The organism is Nocardioides salsibiostraticola, assembly GCF_054783655.1.
On the sequence record NZ_BAAGQD010000015.1, the window covers coordinates 1 to 24,850 of the forward strand.

General features: G+C 63.1%; 15 protein-coding genes. 5 read left to right on the forward strand and 10 right to left on the reverse strand.

Annotation, left to right across the window (positions count from 1 at the left end; genetic code table 11):
- Positions 1–825: 825 nt before the first annotated feature.
- Complete coding sequence (locus ACYVLV_RS10170) at positions 826–5,796, forward strand: hypothetical protein (protein WP_460809655.1); 4,971 nt, start codon at positions 826–828, stop codon at positions 5,794–5,796.
- A 186-nt stretch (positions 5,797–5,982) separates the two neighbouring features.
- Here the strand turns inward: ACYVLV_RS10170 and ACYVLV_RS10175 are convergent, their stop codons facing one another.
- Both ACYVLV_RS10175 and ACYVLV_RS10180 read right to left on the reverse strand, forming a co-directional pair.
- Complete coding sequence (locus tag ACYVLV_RS10175; RefSeq protein WP_460809658.1) at positions 5,983–6,150, reverse strand: hypothetical protein; 168 nt, start codon at positions 6,148–6,150, stop codon at positions 5,983–5,985.
- 361 nt (positions 6,151–6,511) lie between these two features.
- On the reverse strand, positions 6,512–7,933 hold the full coding sequence (locus tag ACYVLV_RS10180) for an ApeA N-terminal domain 1-containing protein (protein ID WP_460809659.1): 1,422 nt from the start codon (positions 7,931–7,933) through the stop codon (positions 6,512–6,514).
- Between the two features lie 121 nt (positions 7,934–8,054).
- Between ACYVLV_RS10180 and ACYVLV_RS10185 the strand changes: the two genes are divergently transcribed.
- Complete coding sequence (locus tag ACYVLV_RS10185; RefSeq protein WP_460809660.1) at positions 8,055–9,413, forward strand: hypothetical protein; 1,359 nt, start codon at positions 8,055–8,057, stop codon at positions 9,411–9,413.
- Between the two features lie 340 nt (positions 9,414–9,753).
- Positions 9,754–10,356, forward strand: a complete 603-nt coding sequence (locus tag ACYVLV_RS10190; protein ID WP_460809661.1) for a hypothetical protein — start codon at positions 9,754–9,756, stop codon at positions 10,354–10,356.
- A 412-nt stretch (positions 10,357–10,768) separates the two neighbouring features.
- Here the strand turns inward: ACYVLV_RS10190 and ACYVLV_RS10195 are convergent, their stop codons facing one another.
- The 7 genes from ACYVLV_RS10195 to ACYVLV_RS10225 form a co-directional block, all read right to left on the reverse strand.
- Positions 10,769–11,665: a hypothetical protein gene (locus ACYVLV_RS10195; RefSeq protein ID WP_460809662.1), complete on the reverse strand. Its 897-nt coding sequence runs from the start codon at positions 11,663–11,665 to the stop codon at positions 10,769–10,771.
- An 886-nt stretch (positions 11,666–12,551) separates the two neighbouring features.
- Entirely contained in the window at positions 12,552–15,968 is a 3,417-nt protein-coding gene (locus ACYVLV_RS10200) for a DEAD/DEAH box helicase family protein (RefSeq protein WP_460809664.1), read from the reverse strand.
- Positions 15,965–17,047, reverse strand: a complete 1,083-nt coding sequence (locus ACYVLV_RS10205) for a hypothetical protein (protein ID WP_460809665.1) — start codon at positions 17,045–17,047, stop codon at positions 15,965–15,967. Before ACYVLV_RS10205 ends, ACYVLV_RS10200 begins: the two co-directional genes overlap by 4 nt.
- A gap of 13 nt (positions 17,048–17,060) precedes the next feature.
- The gene (locus ACYVLV_RS10210; RefSeq protein ID WP_460809668.1) at positions 17,061–17,972 is read right to left on the reverse strand and encodes a restriction endonuclease; all 912 of its coding nucleotides are present in this window, start codon (positions 17,970–17,972) and stop codon (positions 17,061–17,063) included.
- 8 nt (positions 17,973–17,980) lie between these two features.
- The gene (locus ACYVLV_RS10215; RefSeq protein ID WP_460809669.1) at positions 17,981–19,117 is read right to left on the reverse strand and encodes a restriction endonuclease subunit S; all 1,137 of its coding nucleotides are present in this window, start codon (positions 19,115–19,117) and stop codon (positions 17,981–17,983) included.
- Positions 19,114–20,574 (reverse strand): type I restriction-modification system subunit M, encoded by a 1,461-nt coding sequence (locus tag ACYVLV_RS10220; RefSeq protein ID WP_460809670.1) that lies wholly within the window; start codon positions 20,572–20,574, stop codon positions 19,114–19,116. The genes ACYVLV_RS10215 and ACYVLV_RS10220 overlap by 4 nt, the downstream gene beginning before the upstream one ends.
- Before the next feature lie 503 nt (positions 20,575–21,077).
- A complete protein-coding gene (locus ACYVLV_RS10225; RefSeq protein WP_460809672.1) occupies positions 21,078–21,920 on the reverse strand; it encodes an abortive infection system antitoxin AbiGi family protein in 843 nt (280 codons plus the stop codon).
- A gap of 471 nt (positions 21,921–22,391) precedes the next feature.
- Here ACYVLV_RS10225 and ACYVLV_RS10230 point away from each other — a divergent pair, with 471 nt between their 5' ends.
- Both ACYVLV_RS10230 and ACYVLV_RS10235 read left to right on the forward strand, forming a co-directional pair.
- A complete protein-coding gene (locus ACYVLV_RS10230) occupies positions 22,392–23,015 on the forward strand; it encodes a hypothetical protein (protein ID WP_460809673.1) in 624 nt (207 codons plus the stop codon).
- Positions 23,002–23,601, forward strand: coding sequence for a hypothetical protein (locus tag ACYVLV_RS10235; RefSeq protein WP_460809675.1), 600 nt, complete (start codon positions 23,002–23,004; stop codon positions 23,599–23,601). Before ACYVLV_RS10230 ends, ACYVLV_RS10235 begins: the two co-directional genes overlap by 14 nt.
- 40 nt (positions 23,602–23,641) lie before the next feature.
- Here ACYVLV_RS10235 and ACYVLV_RS10240 read toward each other — a convergent pair whose 3' ends face one another.
- A complete protein-coding gene (locus tag ACYVLV_RS10240) occupies positions 23,642–24,475 on the reverse strand; it encodes an endonuclease/exonuclease/phosphatase family protein (RefSeq protein WP_460809676.1) in 834 nt (277 codons plus the stop codon).
- Between the last annotated feature and the right edge of the window lie 375 nt (positions 24,476–24,850).

Below are 24,850 nucleotides of genomic sequence, written 5' to 3' on the forward strand. Positions count from 1 at the left end.
CCCGCCGGCCGAGTTCGAGGACACGTTCTACGCTCAGACACGGACCGACCAACCCCTGGTCGGAATCCAATAGCCAGAGTCTCCATCAGACCCAGGGCGATTCAAAATCCCGCGCCGACTATCGGGCGCGGGCTTCGTGAGGCGAGACGTGGTGCTAGGACATGGCTGTGTCGCGGCGGTATGACGCAGGCTGTCGAAGGAATGTCGGGCGGCGCGGGCGAGCCGCGCGTAGTGTTCGGCCCTATGAGCATTTCGTCGAATGACGTCGAGACTTGGCGTGGTTACCTGTCCCGAATTGACGATCTGTCTCGGACAGCAAGGAGGCGCGTCGTGACACCGTTCTTCCCAAGGATGAGTTAAGTGAGGCCCTCCAGGAACTGAACCGTTTCCGTGACTACCTCATGTGGAAGAGCGACTGGGCTGACCAGCCGGACTGGTACGGCCGGGGCTAACCTGTCAACAACCGAACCGGGCACACGCGGGGTATGACGCAGCTTCATACGCGCTGTCTCGGCATGCGCGGCCGCGTGGCTGACGGGTATGAGGGTCCGAACGGTCTGAGTCAATGTCTCGCTTGGACTGACGCATGGTCGCAACGACGAGAACGGCGACCATGTCATCAACCGAGACGATGCCAACGACGCGGTTTCGTCGCGCAACTCGAAGGAAGCCAGGAGCGGGGACCGCACCATTGCACCGATCACGTGCCACAGCCCAGGCAGAGGAGTAGCAACGCGCTCAACCCCTAACCTTCGACCCACCGCACCCACGGGTCGACGTAACGAAAAGCAACCACCCACCACGCCAAGCCGATAGATTGATGAGGTGGCCGCTCCCGCATTCGCTCGCGGCGGCGGAGGCGTGAGTTTCGAGCAACTCGTCGGCGCCCTGCAACTCACAGCGCTGCTGACCGGCAGCGCAACGCCGTTGATGGGCGACACGTTCGCTCTCGACTCGGTGACCTTCCAGGCGACCACCGCTGATGTCGATGACCTGATGCTGACCGGAACCGGCCGGCACAGCCAGCAGATGACTGCCTGGGTCGGCATCAGGCACAACCCCACGATTGCGGGCGGCGACTCGGACTTCGTCACCCTGCTGATGTCGTTCCTGCGGACCTTCTTCACCGAACGAGACAGCCTCGAACGAGGCGCGGCCGTTCTGACACTCGTGGTCGGTGGCTCGCACACCGGCGCCACCGAACTTGCCGCGCTGACCGACATCGCGCGCGACGCGGTCAGCGACACAAATTTCGCCACCCTCGTCTCGGGCCGTAACCATCACCTCCGCAGGCGGCTCACGTACCTGCAAGACGCGATCACCAAGGCAATCGCAGGCGACAACAGTGGCACCCTCACCACACAGCAGGCCGGTGCCGACGGAACCCCCAAACGCGACGAGCTCACCTGGCGATTCCTGCGTTCCCTGCGAAGCGTCCGCGTCGACGTCGAGGAAGACGTCGCACGCGACCGGACATCAGCGATCAACACCCTCGCCGTACTAACCGACAGCAACAACGCTGCAGCCGCAACCGTGTGGGCGGAGCTCGTCACGATCGCGGTCCGGGACAACCCGACTGGTACGACAATGGACGCCCGGTCAGTGCGTGACCGTCTGATCACACCCATCGGGCCGTCGCCGCGCCATGGCCCGCTTATGCGTACTCTCGCGGTCCTCGAGGACAGCCTCCGAGCCCGGATTCGGTCCACCATCACCGGTCCAAGCGACCTCGGGACCACCGGTCCGACTGTGCTGCGACTCGAGCGAGCCGACGAGCTGGCCCATCTTGTTGAGGCGGTGCAAAATGCGCCCGGCTCACACGTTCTCGTCACCGGCAGCGCCGACCTCGGCAAATCTGCTCTCGCGGTAGCCGCCGCCGACCAGATGCGTACAGCCCGCACCCACGTGATTGCAATGCACTTGGGCGACGTCACGACCCTCGGCACGGCCGCCGACCCGTTCGAAGGTCGCCTCGGCGACGTCCTGGCCGACACCGCCCCGAACACGGTCCGCAACCGATTGCTGTTCATTGACGGAGTCGAGTCGGACCCAGCGGGTGACCGTATTGCACTACTCGTCGCTGCGGCGCATCACGCAGGGTTCCGATGCGTGGTCGTTGCCAGAGACGACGTCGCCGACGACGTGTCCGACCGTCTGTCCGGTGCGACACCAATCGGTGCCGGCTCTGTTGATGTCATCCGCCACCTGGTTCGCCCGCTCTCCGACACGGAGGTCGCAGAGGTTGTCGACGCGTTCCCGATGCTGGCGACGTTCGGGTCACGCCCTCGAGCCTCAGACCTGTTGTCGCGGGTCGGACTGGTCGCAGCGATCGTCCGCAGCGGTGCGAGGTCGCCGGCTCCGGGGGACCCCGAGACGCCGGCGACAGAGCTCGAGATATTTTCCCGGTACTGGGAGCGTGTGGTCATGGTCCGGCGAGGTGACGCGTCGGCTGCCGGACGGGCCGACGCGGCGGTGGAGGCAGCCCGGCGCAGACACCGGCCCGACCTTGCCAGGTCTGCGGTAGACGGGCGGGCGATGGACTCGCTTCGAAGCGACGGTGTTCTCGCTCCCGTCTCGGCGTTCTCGGCGGCGGACAGCTTCGCGACCGACCTCGACCTCGACTTCGCCACCGTGAGGTTGCTCCTGCTCGAGGGGCTTCACTTTCTCGTGGGCGCCGTCCAGCCACGGTCAGCGTTGAGAGCCGCACGACTTGCCGCCCAAGCCCGACTCGCCGACCAGGGGTATGCGTCGTTGCCCGGCATCCGGTACGAACTTGAACGTATAGCCGCAACACACGGGCAACGGTGGGTCGAGCTCGCTGAGGAAGTACTCCTGGGTCACCCCGAGTCGCCCCGGCTACTTGAGGAGGCGTGGCGGACCTTCGAGACAGACCTGGCCGGCCTGAAACGGCTGATGACGACAGCCAGACGTCTCCACTATCCCAACGGGTACGCCCACAGCACACGTCACACGAGCAGCCGCCCGAACCCGCACACCGAGGCCCTGCGCCCCCTCGTTGATCTCCTGACACGACACGAGGCTGACTTAGCGACGTTCGGGTCAGACGCCAGACGTTCGTACGACGACCTTGTCCTCGCCTACCTCCGAGGCTTGGCCGCCCACCAGTGGCCGACGGCCGACACCGACACCGTGGCGCACATCGCCATCCGATACGCCCGACGACCCCACGCCGCTGCCCCGCCCGCCGAATCCGTTGTGCTCCTCCACCACGTCGACCCGACCTGGGCATCCGGCCATCTACGCCGCCGAGTCGTCGACTACCCCGACAGCGTCGTCGACGCCATCGAGTCGCCTTACGCCGTCGCAGAACTGGCGAGAACAGACACCGTGCTTCTCGGCGAACTCGCGACGACCTACTACCTCGACACCAGCGACACCTCCCACAGTCTCGACGACGGCATCCGCGAGCATTCGTTCTCCTTGAACCACATCGCGGTCGGCGCCCACCAAGGCCCATTCCAGGCGCTGCTCCGCCAAGACCCGCCGATCGGACAGGCCCTCGTTCGCGCAGTCATCGACCGAGCAGCAACCATCAGACAACGAGGCATGTTCGGCCACAACTCGATGTTCTCGACGCCGGCACAGATCAAGACGTCGCAGCCCGTCGTCCTTGACGTGCCCGGCCTAGAAGGGCGCCGCCTCGTAGGCGACTCACAGAGCTGGCACTGGAACCGGGGAACCGGTGTCGGGGCCCGACCCGCCATCAGTGCCGCGATGGCCTACGAACGGTGGCAGAACCTACGGGTCCTGAACGGAGAAGACGTCGCCGAAGTCGTCGGCGAGATCCTTTCAGCAGCGACAACATTGACCGAGGCTGGCATCGCTCACGCACTCCTCTTGCGGCACCGCCCAAGCACCGAACGGATACTCGCCGAGTGGTTCCGCGAGCGCCTAGTGTCCGAACTCGAGATCGGACGAGTACAGAACGAATACCGGGTCACGACAACACCGGACGACACTCCATGGTCCAGGCTCGCGCCCAACGAAGTCGCGATGCAGCTTGCAGGGAGTGCGCTCTTCCGAGAGGACACTGAACTGCTCGCCGCGTTGCCGGCGGTGGCCGACGCACTAGTTGCCTCACAGACTGACGACACAGGCACGGTCCGCGCGGAAGTCCTCCTGACTGCGTCGTACCTCAGACCGGCGACCTACCGCCGAGTCGAAAAGGACGGACTGATCGGATTCGTGCCCGACGTTCCCGATGACGTGGTCGCCGCACTTAACCCAGGCAATGAGGATCTCGCTCGTGTCTCCGCTTCGCTACGCCTGATCAGCGACTACTCACCCGTCGACATCACTCCCCATCTGTGGCGCGGTCTACTAAACGAACCGGACGCCGTTCGAGACGATGGACCTGCCGCGAAGATGATGCGTGACTCGCCGGCCGAGTTCGCCGACCGGTTCACACAAGACCTTGCGACCGCGAAGTCACTAGCCGAGGACCCGATCACGCCGGAACTCTCGATATACGGCCCCGGTCCGTCATGTGCTGTCGCGGCCTTCGTCCTCACGATCGCCCACGACCTCTTAGTCACACCCGACGATCGCGCATGGGCCCTTCAACACCTGCTCGATCACGCTCTTGACCACTCGCCGTTCGAGCACCACTCAACGAAGGACCAGCGGGCTCCCTCGCGAGCAGCTGCGCGCAGCCTCCCGGGCATGCTGTCTCGTGTAGATATTAAGGGCCCACAACGTGCTCAGGCGATTAACGCTTTGGCGGCCTTGGCTCAGCACACCGCGATCGAGGTGCGTCACACGCTTGCCTCCGCGCTGCGTGCGGGTTGGTCAACTGCGTGCCCAGATCCGTCCGAGCCGTGCCACCACGAGGTCGGCCTGGATCTGGTGAATGCCCTGCTGTTGGACATACGCCGCCGAGACGATCCCGGTTACCACGACGACCACGACTACGACACCGAGCACGACGGTGATGAGAACGCTGGCGATGACGAGATTGACCATTGCACGGATGACGACGGCGAGGCATTGGACCCAGCCGACCTACACCTGCAGGTTCTGACGGTCGCCGCAGCGGCAGCCATCGACGCCACAACGACGTCCGGCTGCTCCCGCGTTAATCCCGACGAAATAGCGCAACTCGCCCGAGGCCTCGTCCATCTCGTCTGCGACGTCACGGCGACCGGCGCACGCGACTCCGACGGTTTTCGGCTGATGGCCGAAGCCGCGCTGGAAGCCGACCGGGCACGGACCGCCGCCGGTCTGACCGCTGTAATGGTCGCTTCTGTCGCATCCCAATTCCTTTTCGCATTAGCTCTCGACTGGTGGCGCACATCGTTGTTCCAGGTCGTCGAGGACGCACCCCACCTGGCCGGACTGCTCGCCGACGCCTGGGTCCCAATCGCACGCGACGCTTTGGCAGTACTTCAACGGCGCGAACGATCGGACGACGACTCGTACCGAGCCCAGATCGCCGCTCTGCTCCCACCGAACAACCTCAACGGTCGCATCGACTACCGACTCGACGGCCTCATGACCGAGTGGGTGGAGATGGCGCAGGACAACGATCTCGCCTTCGAGACGTACGCCTCGTGGGCGGTGGCCACGAACGCACCCGCCGCCGAGATTCTCGACATCATGGACGGACTATTCACAGCTGGCGCACCCGGCCCACGCCGGATCCATCGCGCACACGAGTTGTTCAGCCACGTCCTATCGCAAGACCTGACGACCGCCGATGAGACTCGTACCTACAAGCGTGTGGACCAGTTCGTCGCCGCTGGCCACGATGACCTTCGCGATCTCTACCCGGAGTAGCCAGCGCCAGACCCGGGCACCACCGCTGATATGCCGATCGTTCACAGGAAGCGCCTCATGTCTCTGCCGGTCCATTACGACGTGCGGCTCTTGACAGTGGGCTTGCACGGTTATCGACGGGTGGCATGCGTCCTTGGTTGCTGTGCAGGCGGCGATCGTCGTACCAGTCGACCTAGTCGGCGTTGGCTACTCGCGTGATAGACAATCTTGATGATGCCCGTTGTGGAAGGCCGCGATGCGAATGCACTCGGCCGTGTCGAGGCCGTTGATCGTCGTCATGAGCGCGTTGTCGTAGGCGTCGCCGACGCAACCGATCGAGTGCCTGATCTCCTCGCGGGCGAGGTGCTCGGTCAAAAGGATCGAGGTGTACCGACCAGATCAACCGGTGGTCGCAAAATCAGATTCCTGCGGATCGTGAAGCGCTCGTCGAGGGCCCTGCTGGGTTTTCCTTATGAGCGTCATTCTGGCTTGGCTGTGAGCGCCGTGGCGACGGCTTGAATGTATTCGGCAGCCAGCTTCGACAGGTTCGGGAGTCTGACCAGGTCCAGGCAGTCTTAACCCACCTGCTCACCTTTGCACCCCCTCCTGCACGGCCGTCCGACCGCTGACATTTGAGGGCCTACGGACCTGCATCAGAGGCGGTGGTAAGACGCGGGTTGTCTCCGGGTGCCCAGAGGCCGGAGCACTATCACACCTGCCAGGAAGTTGGGAAAAGTCAGTGGTGGTCGGCGAGACGTTCCTCAGCTTGGCTGCGAAGCCAGCGGACATGAGGATGCTTCCCGATTGATTCGAAGGTGGCCCCTGGAGCGCCGCTGGCGCGGAGCATGCACAGCACGAAGAGCCAGTACGCCTGCTCGGCAAGAACGTATTCGCCTACCTGACCGGTAGTGCGGAATGGGTCGTCGTGGTGTGCGAGTTGGTTCCGTGCTTGGCGGACAATTTCAGCCCAGGCTTTGGGATCTTCGACGATCAACTGTTTGAACTCGGGTCCCGCGTAGAGGATGCATTCCTCGATCCGGTCGACAAACCAAGGGTCTTCAAGTCCGCGGGTGCCATGGCGCACTTTGGGGGCACTTGGGCGACGTTCCTTGTCGAAACGTTCGAGCGCGGCGCAGGTGTTCATGATGCGATCTTCGAGGTACATGGTGTCGGTGTATCTGGTGGCCATGACACGTCGGAGTTCGGTGCGGTAGGTGTGCGCGGTTTGTAGCCAGCGCTGGATGCTTTCAGGGCCGCCGAACTGTTCGAGGCTGAAGTACAACTCGTGGCTGCGAATTGTGGCAGCGTCGTTGCCGCGGTGGGCCCATCGGCTGAGGTAGGTGATGTTGTCGCGAAACGCGGGCACGGGGGTGCCGTCCAATTTGTGCTTGTGCAGTTTGGGGTGCTGAAGTACAGCACTTTCGATGTCCGCGGTCTTGCCGGCGGCAATCGTGACAAGGGCTCGGATGTCGGTTGCGATGTTGGTGAACCGCTCGAGTTCGCCCATCGGCTCGATGCTGATGACGAGTCGCCATGTTTGCTGGATCCCACTGGTGTGGTCATGGTCACCGATGTGTTTCAGTTCCTGGCTGAGTTCCACTGTCGCGCCTTCGTGAATGGTCGAGAAGGCCGGTCTCCGGTTGCCCTTGATGACGGCGTACGGACCGTCAAGGTCTCCCTCGAGCCGGGGGAACTTGGTTTCGAGTCCTGTTGTGTCCACCCAGGTGGAGAGATGCCTGAGGTCGAAGATCGCGCGGTCGGCTTCGATGTCGGCCGGATCTGTGTACCAGGCACCGTGGAGCACGGCGCCGGCGGTGATGTGTTCGGGAAGCTCCTCTAGTCCGTGGAAACCAACGTTGTTGAGGCTCAGGGAGTGCAGCAGGGTGTATGCCTCTTCGCGTCCTGACTTCGTCAGGTGGCTTCCATGGATAACCGGGTAGCACTGGTCGAGCTTGTTCGGTCCCGCCCGGTACTTCTGGATGCCGCCGTCGGGAAGGTGGTTGTCAAGGATCTCCGGCTCGCGCAGCTCACCCATGAGTTGGAGATCGCCGCCGCTGTCAGGATCCCATGCGAGTCTTCCGGGGACACGGCGCTCCGGCCGCTCGGGCAGCCACCAGTAGGCGAGGAAGTCGAGACAATCGGGCGTCGTGTCGCTCATGAGCCCAGCATGCGCTTTGCCACCGACACTTGAGCGCGCCGATAGGCGGCGGAAAGACGCTGTCATTGCGCGCGGCACTATGACGGACAGCGGGCGTCGGCGGCGAATGGGACAATTGACCATGCCCACTGATCCCGCCGCGGACAACGCGTCTAAGCCGCAGCGCGTGATGCTTGCGACCGACGTCATCCCTCTCGGTGAGCGCGCTTGGCGGAGCATTCTCGACCACGTGATCGCCGTCGGCGACGAGGCTGAGACGACCTACCTGGAGGTCAAGAGCTGCCTGGATCTCAGCAGCAAGGCTGGCGTAGCGAAGGTCGCCAAGTTCCTGCTGGGTGTAGCCAACCGTCGTCCGCACGAGGCCATACGCCACCTCCACGGATACGCGGTGCTCGTCATCGGCGTGCAGAAGGGCAGCATGCCGGGCGTCCCCCGAGGGGTCGAGGCCCACGAGCTGGAGGACCGGCTCCGTCCTTATCTCGGATCCCAGTTCCCCGCGTTCGAGTTCGGGAGAATTGGCGTCGGCGACGATCGCGAAGTGCTGTTCGTCATCGCGCAGCCGCCGCAGGACGGTCAGCCGATTTTCCCGTGTCACAAAAGCTTCCAGGGAGTCGACCGCAGGGACAGTCTCGAGGACGGAGGTGTCTATGTGCGGGGAACTAGCAATACTCGACCTGCTCGGGCCGGCGAGATCCTGGCCCTCGTCGAGCGGGCCCGCAGCGGCGGCAAGTCGCCGATCGATCTCGACGTGGAGATCGTCGGCTCCATGGGGCGCGTCGACCGGATCGACGAGGTCCTGGAGCTCCTGTACGAGTTCGAGGACGAACAGTTCAGCAAGCAGGAGGAGCCGGAGCAGCACACCTTCGCCGGCACATCGGCCCTCCTGGCATCGAGCATCCTTGCAGGGGGTCGGCCACTGACGGCGGAGGAGCGAGCCGAGCGTCTTGTCGCGTGGCGAAGCGACAAGCCCTCCCGTATCGCGCAGGGGCGAGGGCACTTTCTCGGCGTCGGTCTGTCTGGCGCGGGAATCAGGGTCGTCAGCCGCGACCGGTTTGTCGCCAAGCCGCATCTCAGCGTGACGTTCCACGATTGCGAAGCCTTCGAATACCTTGAGGTCGACGATGCCGATTTCGAGAAGGTGGTCGAGCCCGTCCTTCGGCGGCGAGACCCGTTCGGGACGGGAATCGACCTCAGCGATGTCCGGATCGCACCGCGTGGCTACCCCATCGCCTGGACCAATCGAGGCGATGACGCCGAGGTCGTGCTCACGCCGGAGTCATTTCGGCCCAATGTGGCATGGACGAGCGACCAGGACGACTACGTGATCCTTGCGCGCGACACGCAAGCGGCTTCGGTCTCTGTGTCGTGGGTCCTGACCGAGGACGGCAACGACGCGGTCACCAGCGGCGAGTTCGAGGTTCCTACAGGCGAGCGCATCGACGCTGCCGATCTGTTTACAGTCTTCTTGAAGGACGACTGACGGCCCTACGCTCAGGCTCGCCTTGTGGTTTGGGCGAGCTATCGGGACGGGTTCGGTTCTCAACTCCCCGGGACCGCTTCATGGATGGGTCAATCCGTGCCACGGCAGCCACACGCGACTGCTGGAGTTCGATCTTGGCCCGCATGGGCACCGCAGACCCAGTGCCGTACTCGGTGGAACCTTGCCGCCGGTTCGCGGCGCTATGACGTGGGGTGCGATGGACGACGACCTGCCGCCGCCATCGCCGTCACGGTCCGCGGTACTCCGCGTCATCGTGGCCTGCTGCGGCGAGCGCACCCAGGAGCCCAGCGCCCCCGGTTCCAGCAGTTAGTGTCTAGGAATGTCCCATCATCCGGATGACGAGGACCCGAGCGTCCACGTACTCACGAAGACTGAGGCAGCAAGTCGCTTGGGTGTCCGCCGGAATCACGTCTACTGGCTCCTGCGAATGGGCCACCTGCGCAACGACGAAAACGAAAAAGCGCTTGTAGACGCTGCGTCGGTCGAGGTGCTGCGCCTCGACCGGTACGAGTGGATCTCAGCGGCGAGGGCAGCGAAACTCCTTGAGTCCTCCTTGCATGCTGTGTGGATAGGGGTGTCTGACGGCCACATCACACAACACCGACGCGGGAAGCGCCCCTCCCTCGCAAGATCAACGGTTCTGAGTTACCGGACCTTTCGCGATGCCGAAACAGCACGAAAGGGTGTGGACGACGCAGAGCAGCGGCGGTTGAAGGAGCCGCCAGATACTGAGCACGTGTGGATCACGCCGCGGGTCTTTGCTCTTATGGCCGGCTACGGAGAAGCGAACGCGCGGCGGTTGCTCAAAGCGGGACGAGTACCAGTGGTGCAGGTTGGAAGCAAGTGGTGGATCCGGCGTGACCATGCCGAGCAACTCGTCGCCGCGCGGGCCTTCAAGCGGGTGCAATCAGGTCGCGGCTGACATCGCACCGCCTCAAGCCCCCTGGTGGCAGCGTCCAACATGTCGGCGGCGACGGGAAGACTCCGCGCATGCAGACCATCGTTCACGCCCCCCATGAGCGCCCCGACGTTGAGGTGTTGGTCGGAGACGTGTGGTGCGCTGGTGAGATCCGAATGCAGACCCAAGACGATGACGGTGCCTGGACGATGAATGTCGCATATCGGCCCCCGGGTGAATTGTCGTCGTTCCTCGCAACATGCGCCGCCAACGAGGTTCGAGTCGACACGGTTGACCGCTCACGAAGTAGAGGTTGATGACGCACCGGCGCGGCCTATTTGTTGTGCCGCCTACCGAATCAGGCAGTCACCGCGGTCCCGGTCGAGTTCGCCGCGCTCAAGGCGATTCTGATCGGTCTCGCTTGAGTGGGAGGTGATCACGGAGTCCGGTGCAGGACGTACTTTGCCGATCGCCCTGGACCTTTGGTGGCCCAGCCGAGGGAGTTAAGTCGATCGCGGCAATTGCTGCGGATGGCGTGATTGATCGGATGGATCTTGTCGGTCACCGGCACGTCGAACAACTGGTTCAACAGTCGCTTGACACCCGGGGTGTCCTTTGCTGACCCGTTGAAAACCCTCTCCCCGTCGATGACGACCGAGTACCGGTACATCTCCCGGTAGAGAACATCAAGATCGATGCCGAAGCCTTGGAAAGTGAACACCACCACGTCCTCGGCGGACGACCCGCCGGCAGGTCTTGTTGGCGAAACCAGGCCAACATCATCAGGATCAACCGATTGCACGCCGGTGTCCTGCGCGGCGCCTTGACCAGCACGCAACTTCTGCGATGCCCGGTTCCACAGCCCGTGCATGCCAAGCAGGCTCTCAACCTGTTTCTCCATCGCAAGGGCAGCGACCTTGTCGTCGCACTCCGCCCAGCACACCTCAGGGGCCAAATAGGCGATGGCCTCCTGCGCCCAGACCTTGGCGCGCTTCGGCCCCTCAGTCCTAAGGGAGCTCACCTGATCCTCCAGCCACCCTTCGTCCCCGAGAGCCCGATCTAGAGCGGCCTCACCGAACCCATTCACAGCGCCACGGCCGCGGCCGTAGATACTCAATCGTCCACGTAGACCCTGGGCCCTGCCGCTACCGGTGCGCTCCCCCGCCATCCCGACGTAGACGATCTCGTGACTCAACGGCAGCCGGAAGAGGTAGACACCCGGGGTACGAGGTGCCGATGTCACGGCGTCAGCGAACGGCACCCAGTCGGACCAAGCCCCGAGAGCTTGAACCTGGCCGTAAACCTCGTCGGGGTGCTCGATATGATCGCTCATGGTGGGAAGGTAAGCCACAGCACCCAGATCAGCCGTTACGAGCGCTCACCGCGAAAATCGTTAGAAGACGAAGCAGGGCCACTCCCTCGTCTGGATCGTCAACGCAGGAGGTTGTCAAGGGCTATCGGACTGCATCTCCGATCGCTGGAGCACTGGCTTCAAGCAACGGCCAGGTCGGGGAGGGTTCTTCCGCTAGACACCTCGACGGGAGCCGCGTCTGCCGACAACTGTCGGCAAGCTTCAGGGCCGCGGAGGACGATACTTCGGGAAGCGCTTGCCAGCTGCGGAGCAGACGTCGCACAAGTCCTTCCCCGACCACTCGCAATAGTCAGGGGCCGGGAACCCATGGTCAACGCGTGGGCTCCAACAGTCGGGCAAGAAGTCCTCCAACACTTGAGAGAGTTCAGCGACAGAAGCTGGATCCAGTGAGATGCGCCCTTCCTCATCCAGCGTCACGCCACGATCGAAGTCCTCCATCTCGTTCAAGATCCCCAGAATGGAGAGATACGAAGAGAAGGAAGCAACTATGCCCTGGGCGTTGCGCCTCCCGTACTCGAGCCGTCGCGCCTCAGCCCTTTCTCCGGAACTCGGCTCGTCGGTCCGATAGCCATCGCCCTCCCCTCCCTGTTGTCCCGCGGCTAATCGGCGCTGCTCCGCTGACCGTTTGTCCTCGTGCGCGCGAAGCGGATCCGAGCCACCTCCGGCCCATCGCACGCCACAAACGGGACAGTAAACCCACCACTCATCGGACCCCTTCCGAAACTCCAGAGTTCCGCTACTCCCTGAACCGGCACAGATTGGCATCCGACATCCTTAGTCGTTGGTTGGTAGTTGGGCTTTGCACTGCTCGCGAGCGGTCATCCAACGAACCTGTCCGTCTTTCGCTCTACGCAACGGTGACGTCCGGGAGGGCATGCTTCCGCACGCCGTCGAGGATCGTGACGATGTCGTCGATCTGATCGTCGGTGAAGAAGGTGTCAGGTCCGCTGGGTGCGTGGTCGGTGAAGGGCGACTCGTAGAGCCGGGCGACCTCCATCACCCCGTTGGCGGTGAGCTCTTCGACGATCAGCTGGACGAACCGGAGTTGGTTGGTCGTGAAGGAGTTGCCGGAGAGGTAGCGGTCGAATGCGGCGGTGGCGGCCTCTCGGTCCAGGCCGACCAGGGAGCGGACGAAGAGGCCGAGGCCGTGGGCTTCCTCGCGGGCCTTGGCGATGTCGGCCTCCGTGCCGGCACCGGACTCCAGCAGCATCGCCTCCAGGGAGGTGAGGTCGTCGGCGGTGAGTTGGAGGTTGCGGCGCAGGCGCTGTAGGGCGAGGTGGTCCTCGTGGTCGCGCAGGTAGGCCCGGGCCTTGGCGCGGAAGCGTTCCCAGTTCGTGCCGGGTGTGACCCCGGGCAGGTCGACGATGGTGGACTCGCCGAGCTCGTCCTCGAAGTCGGAGTAGACGGTGGCGCGCTTGGTGGAGTCCACGAACCGCACCAGGCCCCGGACCCGGCGGCGGGCCAGCTCGAGCATCGGCAGGGTCGCGTCGACCCACCACTCATCACCGGTGAGCTGGTCGAGGAGCTGTACCTGGGCCTTGACCGAGGGGATGGTGGTCTGGCCGAGCAGTGCTGCGCTGATGTCTTGAACCTGCTTACGCAGCCGCTCGTAGGTCAGGGCATCGCCCTCAAGGCGCGCGAGCTGGATGCGCAGGAGGATCAGGTCGAAACGCTTGGCGTCCTCATCGGCGTCGGTCTGCGCGGAGGGCAGCCCGGCTAGGTGGCGGGCGATGTCCCCGGCGGTGTCGGTGCTGAGGTGTTTCCATGAGGTCCACTGTGCGTAGGTCTCGACCCACTCGCGGGCGGGACGGACCAGGAAGTTGTCGACGTTCATGCCGACCACCACCTCGTGCAGTGACCAGGCGATGTCGACGCGGAGCCCGCGCTCAGAGGTCTCGCCCTCCCCCACCTCCGGGTCCTCACCCGAGGTGTCGCCGTTGGTGTGATCGAGGGCTGCGACCACGCCGAGGCGGGCCTCGAAGAGGCGCTCGGTCAGGGACTTCTGCACGCTGCCGCCGGACTCGGGGAGGTCCTGACTGAAGTACTCCAGGTTGCCGCAGACGTCGAAAACGTAGAAGTTCTTCTTGTCCTCGCCGGGGCCGTAGAGGTCGGGGCACAGGCGTGTGCCGCGGCCGATCATCTGCCAGAACTTGGACTTGGACCGTACGGCCTTGAAGAAGACGAGGTTGAGGACTTCGGGGACGTCGATGCCGGTGTCGAGCATGTCGACACTGATCGCGATGTGTGGGGCCTTGTCCTTGATCGAGAAGTCGTCGATCAGGGACTGGGCGTAGGTGACCGAGTGGGTGATGACGCGGGCGAAGGCGCCGGCGTGGTGGGGGTAGGCGAGGTTGAAGCGCTGCTCGATGAAGTCGGCGTGTTTCTGGTTCTTCGCGAAAATGATGGTCTTGCCGAGCCTGTCGCCGCCGGCGACCTTGTGGCCGTCCTTCATCAAGGCAGCAAGGACCTTGTCGACGGTGTCGGCGTTGAAGAGGAACCGGTTGAGTTCCTCGGCGCTGATCGCGTCGGGGATCTCGCCTTCCTCGTTCCACTCATAGGAGTCCCAGTCGTCCTTCTCCTGCTCGGAGAGGTCGTCGTAGCGGATGCCCTGGCGCAGAAACTTGGTCGACATCGAAACCCCCTTCGGAGGGACGAGGTAGCCCTCGGCCACGGCCTCGTCCAGGCTGTAGGCATCGGTGGGGACGCCGTCCTCGAGGTGGAAGAGGCCGTAGGTGTTGCGGTCGACCTCGTCCTTGGGGGTTGCGGTCAGGCCGACCAGGAGGGAGTCGAACCAGGAGAAGATCGCGCCGTACTTCTGGTAGACCGACCGGTGGGCCTCGTCGATCACAACGAGGTCGAAGTAGCCCGTCCCGAACATGCGTCGGCCGCCGTCGATGTCGTTGATCAGGTTCATCATCGTCGGGTAGGTCGAGACGTAGACCCGGCCGTCGTTGTTCTTCTCGGTGACCAGGTTGACGGTGGTGACGTTGGGCAGGTGGGTCTTGAAAGTGCTCGCGGCTTGGCGGACGAGGGCGGTGCGGTCGGCGAGGAACAGCACCCGCTTCACCCAGCGGGCGCGCATGAGTTGGTCGACCAGGGCGATGGTGATGCGGGTCTTGCCCGAGCCGGTGGCCATGACGAGCAGGGCGTCGCGTTGTTTGGCGGTGAAAGCATCGCCTACGGCGCGGATGGCGCGCTGCTGGTAGTGGCGCCCGGCGATCTCTTTGGTGATCGTGGCATCGGCCAGGGGTAGGCGGGTGGTGCGGCGTCCCACCATGAGTTCGAGCTCGGCGGCGGTGAAGAACCCCTCGACCAGCCGGGGTGGGTAGCCGGCGGCGTCGTCCCAGAGCCAGGTCTGGTAGCCGTTGCTGTAGAAGATCACCGGCCGGCGCCCGGTCATCTGCTCTAAACAGTCGGCGTAGAGCTTGGCTTGTTGCTGGCCCACAGCCGGTTCGGAGGTGGTGCGCTTGGCTTCCACCACGGCCAGCGGTAGTCCATCGGCACCCCACAGGATGTAGTCGACGTACCCGGTGTTCTTCTCGTTGGGCATGCCCGTGACCTCGAACTCGCGGTCACGCTCATCGTCGAGAGGCCAACCCGCCTCGTGGAGCAGCTCGTCGATGATCAGCTCACGAGTCTTGGCCTCGGAGTAGTCACGGGTGTCGGGCAACGTGTGGGCTGCTTGCGCCGACTTGATCTGCGCCCGCAGCGTCTCGATCTCGGCGTCCTTGGCTGCGGCCAGGTCGTCGCGTTCGCGCAGCTCCTTGGAGTGTGCCTCGTCTTGGGCCTTGAACCTCTCGGCCAGCTTGACGACGTCGGCGCGGCTCAGCGGGGCGTTCTTGCCAGCTACCGACGGGTCGAAGACCGCACCGGTGGGGACCGCGGCGGGGTGGGTGGAGTAGCGGAACGCTGTCCACAGCACGACGTGGTGGAGCTCTCGAAGGACGTCGAGGGCTGCCTGTCGTGGGATGGGTTGCGCGTCATGGACCGCACGGTTGCCGCGGGTGCGGATCAGATTCAGCTTCTGCCCGATACCTACCCCGACTCGGTTGCGGAACGCTGAGTCGTTGATCCGCGCAGCGAGGTCGTCCTTGTAGGGCAGGTTGAGCCGGTCGACTTCATAGATCAGACCCACGAGCTGCTCGACCGCTCGGCGGGCGTAGAAGCAGGCCGAGCGTGGGTCGGTTGCGAAATAGCTCTCAGCGCGCACGCAGTCGGCGTGCGTCTCGGGCCACTCGGCCTTGATGAAGTCGAAGTTGCTCACGCTTCGTCACCGGCTAGATCGAAGTGCTCGGCGAGCCGCTGCAGTGTGAACTCCTGCCGCAGTTGGCAGACTGGGTTGGGGTTGGCGAAAAGACCAGGTTCTCGGAAGGCCTCGCTTGCTGGTCGCGCCGCCACCCAGCGCACCGGCACCACCCACTCCGCGATGTCGTCGCCTTCCATCTCGCCGGGCTGACCGTGCGCGTAGCGGCCTTCGAGCTCCTGGGAGGCGAGTGGGACCCACGCATCGTCGCGACACACCCTGGCTTCGTCGAACCTCTGAGCGACACCCAGGGTGATCCCAACGGCCGCGTAGCCCTGTCCCGGGAGGTAGACGTTGACACGGTCGCCCACGGGGATCGTGCGCAGCCTGCCCGAGTAGCGGGGGCCTCCCCCGGCGGATACGAATCCGTATTTGTGGGCGTCCTCCCAGGAGCGGCCGCCGCCACCTATGGCGACGTACCAGTCGACGCCGTTCCATGGCGCGCGCTTCGCCTTCTTGCCGCTGACACGGACCGGTTCCTTCTCCGAGACCAACCAGCTGCGGGCGAGATACTGGCGCTCGTCATCGTCGAAGAATGAGAAGAACACCGCGTTGATCGGCACCCCGAAGTCACGGAGATACTCCACGATGCGCTCTGAGCTCGCGTCGAGGTCTGTGGCCACGATGGTGAGCTGCAGGTCGGCGTTCAACTCGTCAGGCGGGACGTCGCCAAAGACCTTCTCGAAGGCGGCCTCGAAGGGCTCGGAGAGGTAGTTGCTAGCAACATCGAGGATCTCTTCGCGCCCTAGGGTGCTCACCCACGATCCGTAGTCGAGCACTTGGGCTACGACGTCGCGAGGTGTCCTGTCGCGTTTGAGTTCGAGCACATGCACGGTGCCCTCGGCGTCGATCGCCAACAGGTCGATGAACTTCCCGTGCGGGGTGTGCACCTGCCGCCCGATGATGAGCAGCCGGACGCCGAGGAGCGACGGGTCCTTCTCCAGGAACTTCTCGAGGGCTGCCTCAGACGGCAACACCGCGGAAGTCAGCGACCGGGGACGGTCGTCCTCCATGCGCCACATCTGCATCTCTACCGGCATCGAGCTGTTCCCTTCATTCGAAGAAGTCCTCGTCCATCTCGACGATCTGGACGGTCCGCTTCACCTGGACGCCGACGCCGTAGCGGATCATCAGCCGGGTCAGCTTGTGCCCGTCGATCAGGACGATGCGCGTGGGCACCTGGTCGGCATAGGTCTGTGCCTCACCGCTGAAGCGGCTGGTCGTGATGAAGACGCCCTGGTTGGCCTGGTTGCCGGCCAGAGCGCCCACGAAGGCCTGGATGGCCGGGCGTCCGATGGCGTTGTCCTCGGCGTAGCGCTTCGCCTGAACGTAGATCCGGCTCAGACCGAGCGCGTCCTGGTCAACGATCCCGTCGATGCCGCCATCGCTGGACAGTTGCGTGCGGGTGGCGGACCCCTCGGCACCGCCGTAGCCCATCGCGATCAGCAGATCGAGGACAGCCTGCTCAAAAAACACCGGCTCCTGAGCCAGGATGCGGGTGAGGAGCTGATCGGCGACATCGGCGTTGATCCGGGCCACACCGGAGGCGATCTGCTCCTCGGGATCGAGCTTGGAGGCCTCCTCTACCACGGCGGGTGCGGAGGCTTGTGCCGGCGAGGGGAACGCCTTGAACGTGTGCGGAGCGTTCTCATCGCCAGACAGAGCCCGCAGGTGTTTCTCAGTGATGCGCTCAGGGTGGTCCAGCAGGAGCTTCCGGCCCACCTCGGTGATCCGGTAGCGGCCTCGGCTCGGACGCTCAGCCGCGCCCGACCTGGCCAAGTACGACAGCGCCCAGTTTCCCCGGTTCACCCACTGCTCCTGCCCCGAGGGGATCAGGATCGCCCGCTGCTCTTCCGTCACCTCTAGGAGGTTCGCAGCAGCCTCCACGATGGGCCGGGTGCGGTGCACCTCGCCATCGGAGAGTACCCGCAGACACGGCGCCATGTACTGGTCCCACGTCGGCACGACTGTCATTAGAGGTCACCCCGAAAGGCGCGAGATTGTATGGATTCGAACAGAACATCATTAGACACTCCTGCTCGCTTCAGATTGGCTTGGTGGGCGTTGCAACTATCGATTCGTGCCGCGAACTCGCGCTGCAGGTCCAAAGGCGGGACGAAGAGGTCCAAGGAGCGGATCGTCCCCTGGCTGAGATTGGGCTGCGCCCCTCCCGCCGTTCTCGATAGGAGTGTCGACGTCAGCGACCGAAGCATCGCGATCAGGTACGTGTCTTCCAGCAATGGTCCCGGCGTGATCGCACAGACCGCTTGATTCGTTGCAGCTTCGATGCCCAACTGCCCAACGACACCAGCGGTTGCTCCGTACATTGCTAGGAGCACTGTCCCCGCCGGGAGAACCTTCGCCGAACTCGACGCCAAGCCGAGCTCAGTAATGGATTCCTCGGCGTCCGAAACGAGACCAGAGTTCAGTTCACCAGACTTCACCCACGGGATGTCACCTCCATAGAACTTCGGGTTCCCCCGGGCCGGCGTGCCTCCGCTGGTTGTGGACGCGACTTCGCCGAGTTTCGCTGCGGGCCACACGCCACTCGCGAACATGTGTTGGAAGAACGACTGTGTGAGGTGGTCGAGGTGGGCGAGAGCCTGGCGGCGCTTGGCGCGGAGGGCGTCGGCGCGGTCCAGGATCGCGGCGATGCGGCGCTGCTCGTCGAGGGGTGGCAAGCGGAACTGAAAGTTCATGAGTTGCCCGCGGTTGAGCTTAGGGATGTTGGCACGGTTGGACAGGGAGGTGGCGTAGCTGAGGAACGCATCACTTCGCAGCAGATGGACCACGTACGACGGCATGGCTCGTGAACGGTCCACATCCAGCGCGTACATGTCGGCACTGCACAAGCCTGGGAAGTCAACCTGCATGACCTTGTTCAGGTTGGGTCGGATCTTGGAGTACAGAACATCTCCGCTCTCGAAGCGGTACTTTCCGCTCGTGACGCCGGCCTCCAGCACCGTCCGGTACGGGAGAAGCCACCCAGTTCCTCGTTCGATGTTGTCCGGCGCAATGTGCGGGAGCTTCTGAAACTCGGTCTCGCGCGGGTCGACAAGCGAAGATCGTGCAACGCAAACTTCTCCGAGAGCAGCAAGAGCCTGACTCACGAGAGCATGTCTCTCAGGTCAGCGAGACCCTGTTGGATCTCCGTTTCGAGCTTCTCAAGGTCGGTGATGATGTCGAGCGGTGAGCGGTGCTCGACCTCGTTATGAACGACTTCCCGATACCGGTTCAGGGAGAGGTCGTACTCCTGCGCGGCGATGTCCGCCTTCGGCACGCAAAAGCTCTGCTCGGTTCGAGCACGGTTCTGCTCGTCACCGTCACGCTTCACCCAGCGTGTAAGTACATCGGGGAGGTCGTTCGCCTCGATCGGGTTGCGTTTGTCGTCAAGACTGAATCCGTCGGCTTGGACGTCGTAGAACCAGACATGGTCGGTGCCACCGGAGTTGGTCTTGGTGAAGAAGAGGATCGCGGTTGAGACACCGGCGTAGGGCCGGAAGACCCCGGATGGAAGCTTGACGACTGCGTCGAGCTTCTGATCCTCCACCAGGATCCGGCGAAGGTCCTTGTGCGCCTTGGATGACCCGAAGAGGACACCGTCCGGCACGATGACGGCCGCCCGGCCTCCCGGCTTGAGCAGCCGGAGGAAGAGGGCCAAAAAGAGCAGCTCAGTCTTCTTGGTCTTGACGACGCGCTGGAGGTCCTTCGAGGTGGACTCGTAGTCCAGGCTGCCAGCGAAAGGTGGGTTCGCCAGGATCAGCGAGTACGTGCCCTCCTCCCCCGCGGCCCCTTCGGAGAGCGAGTCGCGGTAGCGGATGTCGGGCTGCTCAACACCGTGGAGGAGCATGTTCATGCTGCCGATGCGGAGCATCGTGGAGTCGAAGTCGTAGCCGTGGAACATGCTCTGGTGGAAGTGCTGACGCTGTGAGGCGTCAGTCATCACAGAGAGGTGGTGCTCGCGCACGTACTTTGCAGCCGAAACCAGGAACCCAGATGTGCCTGCTGCCGGATCGCAGATCTCGTCGTTCGGCTGCGGAGCCGTCATCGCGACCATCAGATCGATGATGTGACGCGGAGTCCGAAATTGGCCGTTGGTGCCCGCAGTAGCGATCTTGCTGAGCATGTATTCGTAGAGGTCACCACTGGTGTCGAGATCGTTCGTCGGGATGTCGTCCAGCAGGTCGACGACCTTTGACAACAACGCCGGGGTCGGGATGGTGAAGCGCGCATCCTTCATGTGGGCGGAGTATGTCGACCCATCCCCACCAAGTTGGCGCAGGAAGGGGAAGACACCTTCGCCGACCACCTGGTGCATGACGCCGGGCTCCAAGTCCTTAAACTTCGACCACCGGAGGTTGGCTTGTCCGGGCTGGAAGAGCGAGTTCTCGACTGGTTGACCAGTGCGGTTGGCCTTCTTCTCCGCCCGTGTCTGCAGCTCGTCGAGGCGGCGGATGAAGAGTAGGAAGGTGATCTGCTCAATCACCTCAAGGGGGTTGGCGATGCCGCCGGACCAGAAGGCGTTCCAGATGGTGTCGATCTTGCTCTTGAGCTCGCCAGTGATCACGCGGGAACCCTAACGGGGATCGCCGACGGTGTCCGGAAGGTGGTTCCACGTTCGGCCAGCGCGCGTGCGGTGGTGGCTTCGAGGCTCGCTGCGCTCGCACCTCAACCAGCGTGTGGCTGCGCGCGCTGGCACGTCAATCGGCGTGTGGCTGCGTGGGTTGCATCTCCATCCGCGTGTGGCTGCGCGCGTGCGGCGGTGGTGGTGGTTTCGAGGCTCGCTGCGCTCGCACCTCAACCAGCCTCTGGGCATGCCACGAGAGCCGCTCCGACTGGTGTCGGAGCGGCTCTCGTTCAAGAGGGCTGGCTCTCGGTGGTGTGACCCACCGGGACCGGCAATTCTACGAAGAATCTTCGCGATTTCTACGAAGACCCCAGACCCCTCCACCGGTGGATCGAACCCGGGTCCTCAGAGTAGGCGTCGTCGGCTGAGGGGCATATCGGATTGGCTATCCGACACAAAAATCATCACGCCGGTTGCGCAATCCCATTTTTTGCGGCTGCGAACTAGTGACCGTCGCCGTCCCCCAACGAGTCGAACCATGTTGACCATTCCTGTTGCGACTCCGTGAGCAAGAGCTCGTCATTCTCGACCCAAGTCAACGGCTGACGGGCGGTGTCCATCGTCTCGCGCTGCGACTCTTCCCACGCTTCCATCACCCCATCGGCCTCGTCATGCTTCTGCTTCATGGAGGTCAGCTCGAAGGTGGGTCCTCGGCTGAGGATCTCTCGCTGACGCTCTACCGGCCAAGCCACATCTACCACTGGCGGGACATGCCCCTCTCCGAGGCCGCAAGCGTTCAGCCAGGTCTCGCGTACGCCGTCGTGCAGGTCTTGAGGGGCGAGCATGAAGAGGGAGTCTTGGGGTCGGAAAACCAGATCGCCCAGGACCCGCCATTCCTTTTCCCAGCGCCAGTCGTACCGCGAGGGGTCAGTCTCGTTGATCGGATCTTGTGGGTAGTCGATGAAGGGGGTCAGCTTCCAGAGGAACTCATTTAGGTCCGGGCGGTTGTCGAACGCCAACTTCTTGATCTGCTCAAAGATCTGGGTCTGGAAGCTGCTACCCCTCGGCAGGTACCAAACGGGAGCGGCTCCGCGAGATTGCGCCCAACGTCTGTCGAAGCCGAGACCAAACTTCCCGTGACGACGGCTTAGTTCTCCCACTGCCTCAAGACCTACCTCACTGAGGCACACAACCCGCTGAGACTCAGAAAGCCCGGGAAGGTTGCGGATGGCTCCGTAGGCAGTCGTAGCCCGAAGCCGTCCGTCGCGCAGGATGGCCACGAAGACGGACAACTCGCTGGTCAGATGGATCAGGGCCGGTATGGGCGCTGCCTGTTTGTCACTCATGCGCTTCGCCCACGATCTCCCGGGGGCGTGAGCGCAGCCGCAACGGCGATGTGAACTCTGATGCGCGCTGTCGAACCAGTGGCACGAGTTGCAGCCACTGGAACTACGCATCTCCCGTCCATGCAGACCGAACAAGTAGAGCGCATGGCCTCACCATGCCACTTATGGTCAATCGCCAGCGACTAAGGCACAATCCACGCTGTGGGAAATCTGGGACGGCGAATCATGTTGCTGCACTCGCTAACCGATCCTGTTTACCGCGCGGTCGATCTTGTTTTGGCGGACAGCGGTTACGAGGTTACGTCCTCAGCGCGGATGACGAGTGAGCTCCCGAACGCCCGCAGTCTGCGACAATCTGTGCAGCGAAACGACGCGGTTTTAGCAATCATTCCCCCCATAGGAAACCGCGACCGCTCAAACGTTTTGTTTGAAACAGGTGTAGCGCTGGGGGCCGGGGTTCGACTCATGCTTGTGTCTGACCCCAAGCATCTGCTTTCAAGGCTGCGCGGACTGCCAACTGTGCCCGCGACGCAGATCACAGCGGTCTTAACCGCCGTCGAGGCGCTTCTGCAAGCGCCTTGGGATCCGAATGTGAAGTCGACCCCCATCAAACCGGCAAGGCCACCGAACGACGACATCCTGAGGCCTGCCAACGATGTCGGCAAGGCACAAGACCCGGCCGATTTCAGCGCTGCGTCGCACTTCCTCGATGAACTGCAGACGGTACTCAGCAACCGTGGAGCCCGACTGATCGTGCCGGAGGATCGCAACCAGACATCCGTGATGGTGCCTGATCTGATTGCTTGGGTTGATGGCTTGCAGACCCCTTGGGGGCTGCCCCTGTGCATTGAAGTAGTCGCGAGAGCATCAACGCCTCCCAAGATCCGGAAGCGTCTTGTCCGGATGATGGAAAGCGCTGGGGTGCGGAGCCTCCTCATAGTTTCACTGCAGGAGATAGCGCCGTCGAGTTGGTCCGACGGGTTGCGAATGATGCTGACAGTGAGCAAGTCAACTCTGCTCGGTGCTCTGGCCAACGCGGATGTCGCAGGTGCACTCTCGGCGATACTTGATGAGGCTGCGCATGGCCTCGACTAAGCCTCCAACGCCCATAACGCTGCCTTTCGGTGATGCGACTTTATGGGCAATGTCGCTGGACGTGACCGAGCTCTCCTTACACGTCGCGCACTGTCGTGCCGCCGCACCCAACACAACTGAGCAGGGTGCTCGGCTTGAACGTCTAATGGCCTGGCTCGTCTCCCACGTGCCTGGCGTAACCGCTAAGAGCAGCAACACGTTCAGTCAAGATCGCTCGCAAGAGATCGACGTTTCCTTTTGGGTTGATCCGGCAAGCGGTGGACTTCCTGACGGCACATCGGGCGTTGTTTTCGGAGAGTGCAAAAACTGGTCACGCAAGATTGACAGCTCAGACATCGCGTGGTTCGACTGGAAGATGAAGCTTGGTGGGGTGGCCAGCGGAGTGATCTTCGCGAAAAATGGCATGACACAACACACCCATCGTTTAGCCGCTGCCGAATCCATCGTGGTGAAGGCCAACCAGGAGGGTCGGACCATCTACGTCTTGACTCTGGACGAGGTAGAGTCGCTAACTTCGGTGGATGACCTGCGCAACTTATTGATCGACAAGAAGTTGCTTATAGCGGCGCAGGCACCGTTTCGTTAGTGATCGGAGAAGGTATCCGATCACCCCTCCAACGGCGTCATCACGACTTCGAGTGACCGACTTCGACAAGGATGGGCGCGTGGTCACTCAGCCCCAGATCAGCAGCAACGTCCGCAAGTACCTCCCACCGACTCACGGACGCCTCGGTGACCCCGTCTGAGTACACGTGGTCCAACTGAAAGTGCCTGTTGTTAGCTTTGAAGAACGTCCGCACTTCTTCTTCGGAATGCCGTGGCCGCAGGTCCGCAAAGCGGAGCGACGCAAGGTTGCTGAATAGTTGGGCTTCCTGTCCGCCCGCCTTCTTGTCGAAGAGCAACGAACTATTGAGGTCCCCGCCGAGGACGAAGTCACGTTGCTCAAGCACAGGGGCGAGTTCGTGGGCGATCACCTCGATCTCCCACATCTCTCTCGGGTTGCACCGCGCGATCCCGTCACGGGACGGAAGGTCTGCGTAGGTGTTTGGATACTTTCGGTTGGTCGCTTCGAAACTCGATGAGTCGGAGTGAACCGAACTGAACCATCTGCCGACTCCTCCGGTCGGACGGGCCACCACGGCAGCCCCACCCACCAACCGGAGCCAAGGCTGTGATTTTGTCGGTTCCCACCGCTCGTACCCACCGTCGCGGACAAGAACAGCGCAACCCCAGTTCTTGTACTTACCCCTGAAGATGACCGATCCCCATGGCTCCGTGAACTCGTCGAGGAGCACGCACTCCTGGAGCAGAACTACATCGGCATCTTGCTCGTTGGCCAGTTCCAGGCCGCACTGTGCTTGGCACCACCAAACCCGAACCCGGCACCCATGTTCCAGCAAATAGTCTTCATAAACAGACCATAGGCATTCATACGCGCCGGTATCTGAGAAGCGACCCATAACAGCCACACCAACGATGGGCGGAGTCGACTGACGCGGCAGACCACAGAGCGCATCGAGGCCATCGGATTCGTTATCCGATAAGCACGAGCAGAACGTCAGCTACTCACACGACTTTGAGTAGACGGAAGGGAGCCAGCACTGCCATGGAGCCAAACTTTACCGCGTTCCAAAAGAATAGGACTACAAGCACGTTGAGCCAGCCGGGCCCTCCATGCTCGACGATCGTGGCGCACAGGCTCATGGAGAACAGGTAGGTGGGCACGGCTATCTGAATCGCCCTGGGTCTGATGGAGACTCTGGCTATTGGATTCCGACCAGGGGTTGGTCGGTCCGTGTCTGAGCGTAGAACGTGTCCTCGAACTCGGCCGGCGG

Coding starts and splice junctions, on each gene's coding strand:
- ACYVLV_RS10225 (WP_460809672.1), bottom strand. CDS start 21,920: ATGAGTGACAAACAGGCAGCGCCCATACCGGCCCTGATCCATCTGACC.
- ACYVLV_RS10190 (WP_460809661.1), top strand. CDS start 9,754: ATGTCCCATCATCCGGATGACGAGGACCCGAGCGTCCACGTACTCACG.
- ACYVLV_RS10195 (WP_460809662.1), bottom strand. CDS start 11,665: ATGAGCGATCATATCGAGCACCCCGACGAGGTTTACGGCCAGGTTCAA.
- ACYVLV_RS10185 (WP_460809660.1), top strand. CDS start 8,055: ATGCCCACTGATCCCGCCGCGGACAACGCGTCTAAGCCGCAGCGCGTG.
- ACYVLV_RS10235 (WP_460809675.1), top strand. CDS start 23,002: ATGGCCTCGACTAAGCCTCCAACGCCCATAACGCTGCCTTTCGGTGAT.
- ACYVLV_RS10240 (WP_460809676.1), bottom strand. CDS start 24,475: ATGGGTCGCTTCTCAGATACCGGCGCGTATGAATGCCTATGGTCTGTT.
- ACYVLV_RS10180 (WP_460809659.1), bottom strand. CDS start 7,933: ATGAGCGACACGACGCCCGATTGTCTCGACTTCCTCGCCTACTGGTGG.
- ACYVLV_RS10205 (WP_460809665.1), bottom strand. CDS start 17,047: ATGCCGGTAGAGATGCAGATGTGGCGCATGGAGGACGACCGTCCCCGG.